Genomic DNA, 12,026 nt, shown 5'->3' with positions numbered 1-12,026 from the left:
AGCGTAGAAAAAAGAAAAGCCCTGTAAAAACAGGGCCTTCCTCGAAGCTATATCACCACTATTGATCTAGTATTCGCTAGAACGGAATATCGTCGTCAGCGAAGTCGTCCATCGGCGGCGCCTGCTGCGGCTGCGGGCGCTGGTTGCCACCCTGGTTGCCGTAACCGCCGCCCTGGCCGCCGCGCTGGCCACCGCCACCGCCGCCGTACTCCTGGCGCGGCGCCTGCTGGCGCTGCGGGCGATCGCCGCCGTAGTTGCCGCCACCGCCGCCACCGCCGCCTTCACCACGGCCGCCCAGCATCTGCATTTCATCGGCAACGATGTCGGTGGAGTACTTCTCCACGCCGTCCTGGCCGGTGTACTTGTCGTAGCGCAGGCTGCCTTCGACGTAGACCGAGCTGCCCTTGCGCAGGTACTCGCCGGCGATCTCGCCGAGCTTGCCGAAGAACACCACGCGGTGCCATTCGGTACGTTCCTGCTGGTTGCCATCCTTGTCCTTGCGGACGCTGGTGGTGGCCAGGCTGATGCGGGTGATCGCCATGCCGCTCTGGGTGTACTTCACGTCCGGGTCGTTGCCGAGGTTGCCGACCAGGATGACTTTGTTGATGCCGCGCGCCATAGGTAAGTGATTCCATTGTCCGGGGGCTGGTGCCTGTCATAGCACACAGCCGGAGTTGCCGATACCCGGCCGCCCATGGGTGGGCACTGCCAGAAACCCGGCATTCTATCATCGAGCCCCGGCCCACCGGGCTTGCCTCTACTCCGCCGACCGCCAGCGTGGCGACCGGGGCGGACGTTCACCTCTCCCGGATCAGGCCGCCTGCGACGGCACGCCGCCCAGGGTCACCTTGTCACGCCGGCCGGTGGCCGGATCGGTCCGGTGCATGGACAGACTGCGCCCCGCGAACGGCCCGGTCAGCAGATCGCCCAGCATGGCCTCGGCCAGGCCGTTGCCGGGCTGGGCGAAGGGGGTGATGAACTCGATCAGCCACAGGCGATCGCCGCTGTTCCAGTCGTCCAGTTCCAGCCGCTCGCCGGCTTCCAGCTTGCGCTCGGCCTCCTCTGACAAATTGGCCCAGATTGCAACTCCAAGCGGCAACTGTTCCAGCGCCTGCTGGGTCACCCCGGCGAAGGCCGCACCGGCCTCCTGCATGCCCGGCAACGGCGGCAGGATGCCGAAACGGAACACCCGGAACTGCTCCTTCAGCAGCGGCGGCATGAATGACCATTCGAGGTCCTTCAACTGCATCTCACGGTGCAGCGGCGACTGTGAAAGCAGCCAGACGATCTGGCCGAGGGCCTCGGCAACGGTACGCGGCGCCCCATCGGTGGTGGTGGTGGCGGTGGCGGTCGTGGACGTGATCATGAACGGGAAATCCTGTAGTCGGGAATGGCGGTCAACAGTTCCATGGTGGCCGGATCGCGCGCCGCTGTGCTGATGCCCTGGGCATAGGGCTGGGCGTCGAACGTGGACATCGCTTCGATCATCTGGAACCGCTTCTTCTGTGCCAGCGCCAGATTGTCATGCAAGGCTGAGCGCTGTGATGCCTGGCCGGAGGGAATGCTTTCGTCGATAGGAGCACGATGTTCCGAACGAGTCGATTGCTGCATCCGCTCGGCGGCGGTGGGCTCAACGCCACCGAAACGATCCCCCGGTTCCGTCACTGCTTGCGCCACCGGGGCCTGCGGCAGGTCAGCTGCAGGCGCGAAGCGTGGATCGCCGCCTCGACGGTTGACCCGGCCGGAGGCGGCATCACCGCTGCCCAGGTCGCGTCCGCCCTTGCCGGCGCCAGCATTCAGGTTCAGGCCGTCACCGTCAGCATCCTCTTCACGCTCACCAAATGCGAAGAACATGTCCGACAAGGCCGCCTGGGTGCCATCGGTACGGGTGTACTGACCGTTGGCGTAGGTGGTGTTGTCCGGCGATGTACCGGGCATCTGCCCGGTGCGCCGCGCATCCAGGTTGATCGACGCCACACCCGCCTGTTGCAACGTCAACAGTTCACCCGCCTGGCTGATGCCATCGCGGTTGGCGTCACGCCAGACCTGGAACTCTCCGAAGCGGGCGTCATTGGCATCCAGACGCCGATCACCATTGCTGTCATAGGCAGCCAGGCCTTCAAGGTCGGAATGGGCCCCCTCCAGATCCATCGTGAACGAGATTTCGGCGCCGGAATCGATCGTGCCGTTGCGGTTGCGGTCGAGCACCAGCAGGCCGTCATGCGGGCCGACCCAACCGGTCAAGTCACGCACGCCATCACCGTCCATGTCGAACCGCGTGGCGCTCTGTGCCCAACCCACGGTCTCCACGCCGTCGCCATCCAGATCAAGCACGACCGGACCGAGGCGTGCACCGAACTCGTTGACGACAAACTTCAGCGGATCACTCCAGAGACCAGCGCTGTCCACGCTCTGGATGACGATTTCATAGTAGGTGTCGTAGTAGGTCTCCTGGTAGTAGCCCGCGCCGCTTCCGCGCGGATCGCCCCAGTTTCCGTCATTCACCTGGCGCCGGTTTCCACGATTCACGATCCGCGTGGCAAGCGTGCCGTTGTAGTAATAGCCGTTCAGGAAGCCATCACCGGAAATGGCCCTCGACGTGGTCCCATAGTCAAAGAACGATGTCTCGTTGGTGTAGGTGTCCCAGTACTGGCCGGTAGTACTCACCAGCTCCACCGCACTGGTGATCACCAGACGGCTGAAGATGTCCTCCTGGTCACTTCCCCAGAGCACGTACACGTAGTTGCTATCCAGCGTCTGGACGACCGTCGGCCGCTCATTGACGTTCTGCACATTGATCGTCACCCAGGTGCTGCTGGACAAGCCACCACGATCGGTGACCGTCACCTGTATCTGGTGGCTCTGCGCGGTTTCATAGTCCAGCTGCCCGTGCAGCGCGATCTGACCCGTGGTGGCGTTGATGCCGAACAGGTTGCTGGCACCACCTGTGATGGCAAACCGGTGGTCGCGGTTGTACCACTGGCTGTCGGGGTCGGACCAGTTGGTGAACTGGAACACGGTCTGGCCCGCGCCCGGCGCCGATTCGGCCAGCGTCAGACTCTGGCCCCAGGTCGTCGGTGCCTCGTTGACGTCTTCGATGCGCACCGTGATCTCGCGATTGCCCGACACCAGCGCACCATCCGTGGCACGGACCGTGACGTTGTAGTAAGCCTCCAGCTGGCCGTCGCCGTCGCCGTCGATCAGCTGCAGGTACGGTGCAACCGCTTCGAAATCGAAACTGCTGACGTTGTACTTGAGCTGGTTTCCGGAAATGACGAACCAGGCGAAGGGATCGTTGATGATCTGATAAGAGGGCGCGGTGCCATCCGGATCAGATGAGGACAACGTAGCCACCACCTGCCCGGCCACGCCGGTATTCTCCGAGGTGAGCGCCACATGCTGGACGACGTCAGGCGTGCGCGGTGCTTCGTTGACGTTGGACACGCCGACCTGGAACACCTGATCGCGACTGGCACCATGAGTGTCGGTGACCCGCACCGTGATCGAATGCGAGGTGGCGGCCTCGTAGTCCAGCAGCCCGCCATTGGCCACGCTCAACACCCCGGCAGCGGTGATGGCAAAGCGTCCTCCCGCATTGTTCACCAGTGTGAAGGTCAGGCCGTCGGTAACGTCCTGGTCCTGGCCGCTGAACTTGCCGACCTCGGAACCGTTGGCGGTATTCTCCGCGATGCTCAGCGTGCGATCGACGGTGATGCCATGCGGCGCGTCGTTGACGTCTTCCAGGCGCACGGTGATGGTGCGCGCCCCCGCCGAGGTCAGCCCACCCGACACGGCCTTCACCGATACCGAGTACACCACCTCCTGGCGGCCATCACCATCGGCATCACTCAGGGTCAGGCCTGCGGCTTTCAGCGCCTCGAAATCCAGCACCAGGCCATCGCGGAACTTCAGCTGGTTGCCGACCAGGGTAAACCAGCCGCGAGAGTCCCCTTCCAGCACATAGCTGTAGCTGCCATTGCCTCCGCTGGAGGAAAGGCTGGCGATCACCACGCCGCCCAAGGCCGCGTTCTCCGCAGCGATTGCCACCGGCTGGCTGGAGACGGTCGGTGTTGCCGGGGCTTCATCGACGTTGGTCACCGCGACGGTGAAGGTCTTGTCGCGGGTCAACCCGCCCGAGTCGGTCACCCGCACCACGATCTGGTGCGAGGTGTTGGCCTCGTAGTCGAGCAGGCTGGCATTGGCCACGGTCAGCACACCGGCTGCGGAAATCGCAAAGCGGCCGCCCGCGTTGTTGGTCAGGCTGAAGGTGAAGCCATCGTTGTCCGCATCGACGCGGGCGAAATTGCCGAGCACCGTGCCATTGGCCACCGGTGCATCCGCGGTTGACTCGACCGTACTCAACGCGCGGTCGACAGTGATGTCGGTCGGACGCGCATTGATGGTGACCGACAGCGTCTGCGTCTTGCTGCTGGTCTTGCCCGTCGCGGTCTCCTTGGCGATGGCAGTCACCGTCAGCGCCGCAGTGCCGGTCAGGTCGGCCGACCACGTGGCCGGACCGACCAGCGCTAGACCGGCCAGCTGCGCCGGCGTCAGCGACCACACGCCGTTGCCCAGGTTCGTGCCCTTGTTCAGGGTCAGCCCGGTCGGCAGGTTCGAGATGCGGATCTCCAGGGTCTCCGAACCATCGGCATCGGACAGCGCCGCCTGCACATCCAGCGTCAGCGTGCCACTATCAAGTGTCTTGCCGACCTGCACGGCACGGGTAATCACCGGCGCGTCCACTACCGGCGCCACATTCATGAAGAACACGCGCTCGGTCACCAGCCCACCGGCATCGGTTGCGATCAGCTTGATCGCAACGCGTCCGCTGGCGTTGCTCTTGGGCACCAGCGTCACCGTGCGCTCGCCGTTGCCCCCCGCAGTGATGGTCGGAGTATTCATCCAGGCCACCACCGTCGTAAGGTCAGTGGCATCCACCGCCACGGCACGTACGGTGACCCCGGACGCCGGGGTCAGGTCATCACCGACGGTGAACTGCAGGGCGACCTGGCCATCCTCGTTGATCGACTGATCCGGCACGATGCTGATCGACGGCAGGCCGTTGCCATCCCAGTAGTGCCGCCACTGGTTCTCGAACGTGCCGTCGGCATGCAATGCCTGATAGGCCGCGACCGTGGCGGGCTTGGTGCGGCCGGCCATCAACGCGACCAGTGCCTCTGCATTGATCGTGCTGCTGGCGTGCTCGCCGGCCAGGAAGAAATCGATCTTGTAGTTGGCGCGATCATTGGCGTTGGTGGTGGTGTACCAGCCCTTGATCGTGGTCACCACACTGGTACCAATCACCGAGATCACCAGATCGTCGCCGGTTCGACTGAACCACAGATCATTGCGACTGATGTCGCGATAGCCGATGACGTCGATATCGTCGCCACTGGAGTCGTAGTTGCGGATTTCGTCGGCACCGGAGTTGCGGTCGATCAAGTAGACGTCGCTATCATCGCCACCAATCAGGATGTCGTTACCGGCGCCGCCATACAGGGTGTCATTGCCTGCCTGCGCATCGAGCAGGTCGTCACCATCACCGCCATACAGCGTGTCATTGCCAGCGCCGCCGTAGAGCTTGTCGTTGCCCGCGCCACCCTCGATGTAATCATCCCCAGCGCCACCAGTGATGACGTCGTCGAACCCACTGCCGATCACGCGCTCGAACGCATCTTCCAGCACATCGCCGGCAGCCGCCCCGCCATGTGTTCCGGTAGCCAGGTTCAGCACGATGCCCGCAGTCGCCGAGGCGTAGGTCAGCGTATCGACACCGGCGCCTCCGGACAGGGTGTCGGCACCGACGCCGCCATCGAGGATATCGTCGCCATCGCCACCGCGCAGGATGTCGTTGCCGACGCCGCCGCGCAGCGTGTCATTTCCGATGCCCCCTTCCAGCAGGTCATTGCCGGCACCGCCATCGAGGATGTCATTGCCGGCGTCGCCGTACAGGCGGTCATCACCGTCTTCGCCATACAGGTTGTCATCGCCATCACCACCACGCAGTTCGTCGACGCCTGCGCCACCGTACAGCGTGTCGCGACCCAGCTCGCCCCACAGTTTGTCGTCGCCAGCCTCACCGCGCAGATTGTCATCGCCATCGCCGCCGTACAGGTCGTCGTTGCCACCGCCGCCGTTGATGATGTCGTTGCCGCCGAGCCCCTGGATCACGTCCCGGTTGGCCTGGCCGACCAGCGTTTCGCCAGCGGCAGTGCCGTACAGGTAGTCATCCCGGTTGACCACGGTGAAGACCAACTGCTTGCTGACGCTCAATCCGGCGCCGCCGCGATCGGTCGCGGTGACCGTCACGGTGACGTTGCCTCCCGCTTCATAGTCAACGATCGCACCGGCCTTAAGGCGCAGCTGGTTGCCGTTGATGATCTCGAAGCGGCTGTCGGACACGCTGAACACCATCGTGGCGAAATCACTGCCGGCGGTGGTGTCTGGATCGGTGGCCGACAGCGTGCCGAGCAGGATCGCCGGCAGCGCGGTTCCGGTGGGAACGCGATCGGTTTCGCTGAAGCTGGTGGTGGTGGCCGCGAACACCACCGCCGTCGGCGCTTCGTTCTCATCTTCAATGGCATAGGTGAAGCTGAGCGTCGAGGCCGATGCCAGGCTGCCGTCGTACGCCCTCACGCTGGCGGTCAGCAGCACCTCCTTGATGCCATCGCCATCCAGATCGACCAGGGTCGCGCCCTGCGCGGCGGCCAGCGTCTCGAAGTCGATCGCAACGCCCGCACGCACACGCACCTGGTTGCCCACCACTTCCAGCAGGCCACCCGGGTTGGTCACCAGCTGCAGGGTCGGCGTGGTCTTGTCGGGGTCCCCGATCACGAAGGTGCCCACCACCGTACCGGCCCCGGTCTTCTCGCCGGCCAGTACGGCCGCAGTGTTCGGTGGCCGCGTCGGCGTGAACGGCGCCTCGTTGACGTTGCGGACGTCGATCTTGAAGTCCTTCTCGAACCACGCGCCGGCGCCGTCGGTCACGCGCACCCGGATGGTGTGCGCGGTGGCGGTCTCATAGTCCAGCTTGGTGCCATCACGAACGCTGAGCGTGCCATCGGCGGTGAGCTTGAAGCGGCCGCCGCCATCATTGATCAGGGTGAAGCTGGCCGTATCTTCCGCGCCGTCGCGATCGACATGGCCGAAGCGGCCCAGCGACAGGTTGTTGGCGGCGTTCTCGTCCACGGCCAGCGGACCGGGTGCGAGGATGTCGCTGGGCGCGTCGTTGACCGAGCGCACCTCCAGATCGACGATCTGGTCGGCCGTATTGCCGTCGGCATCGGTGACCCGGACCACGAAATGGTCATTGCCGTGGCGGTCCGCCGCCGGCGTGTAGACCCAGGCGCCGGTGGCCGCATTAAGCGTGACGGTCCCCATGCCGGGGGCGGTGATCACCGTGTACCCGGTGATGTTCCCGTCATGGTCGACGGCATTGACGCTGCCACTGAGCGGCACGTCCTCGTCGGTGGCCAGGTACTGCGTTTCGACCAGCGGTGCCGGCTTGCTCGAGTTCTGCCAGTAGCTGCCGAGCATGCCCTGCAAGCTGGAGGACATCCCAGCCGGCACGGACGCCGACTCTGCCGCCATTGCCGCAAGCAGCGGCTCGGCGTGGGCGAGGAACAGCGAGCCTGCACCGGTCGCGATCTCGGTGATCCGGCTGGCGCCGGTGTAGTAGCCCGCGATGGTGATCCGAGTGCTGCCTCCAATCACGCTGACCAGCAGATCGTTGCCCACCTTCTGCAGCCAGACCTCGTGGTTGGCCACGTTCTGCAGCACGATGCGATTGACGCCCAGTGCGTCTTCGATGCGGTCGTTGCCACCCTCCCGATCGAACAGGTAGGTGTCATTGCCATCCCCGCCCCGCAGCAGGTCGTTGCCGGCCTCACCGGCCAGGGTGTCGTTGCCGGTGCCGCCATCCAGCAGGTCGTCGCCTGCGCCGCCCACCAGGGTATCGTTGCCGGCCTCGCCATAGAGCTGATCGTCTCCGTCCTGGCCCCCCAGGGTGTCATTGCCTTCGCCGCCCCAAGCCTTGTCGTTGCCCACATCGCCGCTGATCTGGTCGTCGCCCAGCCCGCCGTAAAGCTCGTCGGCACCGGCGCCGCCGGCCAGCACATCGTTGCCCCCGCCACCTTCAAGCCGGTCATCGCCGGCATCACCGGACAACGCGTCGTTGCCGTCGCCGCCCATCAGGGTGTCATTGCCATCACCACCGATGAGCACGTCGTCGCCCCCCCGCCCATCCAGCCAGTCGTTGCCACCCAGCCCGATCAAGCGATTCGCGCGTGAATCACCACTGATCGTATCGGCGAAGCCGTCGCTGCCAACTACGTTCTCCAGCGTGCTGACGCCGTTGACTGCAACCAGGGTATCGCCATCGGCGTGCCCGCCCGACAGAGTACCCGCAGCCAGGTCCAGCACCAGCGACGCAGTGGAGGTCACGTATCGGACGGTATCGCCATAGGCTTCACCCGCCACCGCGGCCTGGCCGAGGCTGATGCGATCGCTGCCGCCGTCGAGGATGTCGGCACCGGCGCCGCCCTCCAGCGTGTCGTCGCCGTCGCCGCCCCGCAGCGTGTCATTGCCATCTCCACCCGCCAGCACGTCGTGACCTGCAAGACCCGTAAGCGTGTCCGCGCCATCGGACCCGAACAATACATCGTCACTCGCGCTACCGCCTTGGGAAAGCTGGCGGAACTGGCGCAGATCCAGCACCAGTCCGTCCTTCAACTGCATGAACTCGACGCGACGCTGGGCATTCGTATGATTGGCGAGCTTGATCGTACCGTTCTGTGCGGCGAAGACATCCACCTGGAGCGTCGTCCCGCTCAGCGCCAACCGAAGATTGGAGAGGCTGAGCCCTGCTCCCAGTACCAGCGTATCCTGGCCCCCGTCGGTGGCCTGGAACACTTCGCGCACGATCTGTTGCCCATTTGGCCCGTTTCGCCAGGTCGACGAACGGAACTGCCCCTGCGCCGATGGCCACGTGGTGGAGGCTGGCGCGTTCGCCACTGGGGCGTCAAACAGGAAGTCCACCTTGTCCACGCTCTGGTAGACAACGGTGCCGGATGCGATCTCCTTGACCGTCAACCGATACTGATGCTTGTTGCCCGCCGTTGTCTCGCCAAGGCCCAGATACTCCCAGGACGCCGTGTAGGCTGATCCAAACGTCCCTGAGCTGGACATCACCTCATCCAGATAGAAGGCGCCTTCATAGATGACATCACTACCGTCGCCGACGTTGTACTCATAGGCATCGTCGCCCTCACCGCCGTACAGCGCATCCGCGCCGCCACCACCGCGCAGCACGTCCGCGCCGATGCTGCCGCCGAGGCGATCGGCACCGGCACTGCCTTCAATACCCTCGATGCTGCTGTAGACATCTCCCTTGGCGTCGCCGGTATTGGCGAACGTGCCTTCCAGGTAAACGCGCACCGCCGCACTTCCCGCGTAAGAGGCGATGTCCACGCCACCGCCGCCGAACAGGGTGTCCGCGCCGGCACCGCCGTGCAGCAGATCATCGCCCTGGCCGCCGTACAGGATGTCGTCACCCGCACCGCCACGCAGCGTATCGTCGCCTTCGTTGCCCATCAGCAGGTCATTGCCCGCGCCGCCGTCGATGACGTCATCGCCACCGTTGCCGGTCAACCAGTCCTTGCCGGCCGTACCGGCAATGGTGTCATTGCCATCGCCGCCCCCCAGCAGGGTCATGTCGGTGAGCGCATGGCGGCCGGTCGCGGCAAACACCATGTTCTCGATCGATCCACCCAGCGCGTACCAGTCCTTGATCGTGATGCGGTCACTGGACGCCGAGAGGCGCTCCTTCTCACCATCGCGGCCGATCACCAGGCGCAGGTCATTGCCATCGCGCTGCAACATCACATCCTGGATGTCGATGCCAACGCCAAACTCCAGCGAATCAACACCCGCGTTGCGCGCAATCAGGCCATTGAGCGCGCCCTTGTGCCGGCGCAGCACCTGCGCCTCATCATTCCAGTCGTTGTGGCTGATCCAGGTGGAGCCATCGAAGTAGACCACGCCATCCTTGCTGACAGTGCCATCGGCATTGCGCACATAGCCGTTGACATAGGCGCCCCTTTCCCAGACCAGATCCCAGTTGTCGACATAGTCGTCCATGACGATGTCGTCGCCATCGCCGCGCTGGTAGCGGAAGACGTCATCGCCTTCACCGCCCACCACTTCGTCGTTGCCACGGCCGCCGACCACCAGGTCCGAACCCGTACCGCCATACACACGATCATTGCCATCATCGCCAAACACCGTGTCATTGCCCGCGCCGCCCAGCACCTGGTCGTTGCCGGAGCCGCCCATCACCCAGTCCTGGTCGCCATCGCCAGCAACGAAATCGTCGCCCGAGCCACCATTGCCGAAGTCATTGCCGGCCAGGCCCCGGATCTCGTCATTGCCGGCGCCGCCATAGAGGAAGTCCGCACCGTAGGTGCCCAGGATCACATCCGAGCCACCGGTGCCGATGATGTACGAGGTCATGTCGCCGATGCGGATGTCCTCGCCATCGGCAAACCGCAGCCACTCCACGCGATGCGAGGATTCGAACCAGTCCTTGATGGTCAGCTCATCGCCGGTGAGGGTCGCGTTGCCGGCGGCGTCATAGCTGACCAGGGCGATGATCAGGTCGTTGCCGGCACCGCTGGCCGAGGAGCGGCGCATCTGGATGTTCTGCAGCGACAGGCCGGTGCCGAACACGATCGCGTCCTCACCGCCCTTCACCGAACCGTTGACCTCGTACTCGCCGCCACCGGCCCAGTTGCGCGCCAGCTGTCCATTGGCGATCTTGGCGAGGCGATCATTCAAGCTGTCGCCGCTGCCACGGATGGCGCCTGCGCCCTCTTCGTCGTAGATCACGTCGCGGCCGTCACCGAGCCGGAACAGGTACTGGTCCGCGCCGCCCCCACCGAACAGGCGTGCTTCGACATTGGCACCCCGATCATCGCCAGCGCCACCGGCGATGATGTCCCCCCCTTCGCCACCCACCAGCAGGTCGTTGCCAGCGCCACCTTCCAGCCAGTCCGAACCGGTGCTGCCATACAGGCGATCATCGCCGGCACCGCCGTCGAGGTAGTTGCCGTTGCCACCACGCGCAGCGATCGCCAGCGCCTGTGCGCTGGCATCACCGATGGCGAAGTTCACATTGGTGATATTGCCGGCGAACAGCACGTCATTGCCGTCCCCGCCAAACAGCCAGTCATCGAGCAGGCCGCCCACCAGGGTATCGTTGCCGCTGCCGCCGAGCAGATCGTTGCCGAGGTCTCCACCCCGGACCAGATCGTCACCTGCACCGGCATCGATGACAGCCGCGATTTCGATGCGATGCGTGGCCGAAGGTGCGTTGCCGTTGACCAGCAGGCCGGTGGTGCTGGACAGCAATGCACCATTGACGATGATGCTGTCGCTGCCGGTTCCGCCGAGGATCCTGTCTTTATCTGCGGTGACGATGGTGTCGCCCAACGAGTGAACTTCGTCTCCGGTCCAGCTGACCAAGGTACGCTTTCGTCCTCCATCAGGATCGAGCGCCAACGTCATGTTGGAGGCGACCAGACCGACACCGTCTACAGCGCCGTCTGCCAGTTGATCAAGCCATGCAGCAAATCCCCCCGTCCAATCAGACGCTGCACGGCGGTTGAGTCCGAGCTCTTCGACACGGACGAGCGTAATGGCCCACTGTGCGGCGAACCCACTCTCAGGCGCTCCCGCAATCAGAGTATTGATTTCCCATGGAGACGCAACATATCGAGCGTAGTCGGAAGCAACGGCTATGTCGCCAAACAGATTGGTCGCACTGAAACCTGTCGGCGCATCTAGGCTGACAAGATTCTTTCCGATGGCACGCTTGATGTAGATGTCTCCACCAATCATCCGATCGAGTAGATTGGACAACGCCCGCACCGTACCGTAGGAAATTACATCCTCGGCCTTGGAGGTGGTGAATGAAGGCTCCGACCAATAGCGATACTTCTTGCCGTACGTTCCATAGGTACCGCCATCCA

Annotated in this window: 3 protein-coding genes; all 3 read right to left on the bottom strand. The window is 64.3% G+C overall.

Going from position 1 to position 12,026, the window contains the following annotated elements:
* Positions 1-76: 76 nt before the first annotated feature.
* Positions 77-619, bottom strand: coding sequence for a single-stranded DNA-binding protein (locus V3B25_RS13185; protein ID WP_279914260.1), 543 nt, complete (start codon positions 617-619; stop codon positions 77-79).
* A gap of 192 nt (positions 620-811) precedes the next feature.
* The gene (locus V3B25_RS13180) at positions 812-1,366 is read right to left on the bottom strand and encodes a toxin-activating lysine-acyltransferase (RefSeq protein WP_049422741.1); all 555 of its coding nucleotides are present in this window, start codon (positions 1,364-1,366) and stop codon (positions 812-814) included.
* A complete protein-coding gene (locus V3B25_RS13175; RefSeq protein WP_329810824.1) occupies positions 1,363-11,520 on the bottom strand; it encodes a cadherin domain-containing protein in 10,158 nt (3,385 codons plus the stop codon). The genes V3B25_RS13180 and V3B25_RS13175 overlap by 4 nt, the downstream gene beginning before the upstream one ends.
* Positions 11,521-12,026 lie beyond the last annotated feature (506 nt).

It is taken from the genome of Stenotrophomonas sp. SMYL8, assembly GCF_036320065.1.
Classification (GTDB): domain Bacteria; phylum Pseudomonadota; class Gammaproteobacteria; order Xanthomonadales; family Xanthomonadaceae; genus Stenotrophomonas; species Stenotrophomonas maltophilia_A.
This window is presented reverse-complemented; position numbering and strand designations above follow the sequence as displayed.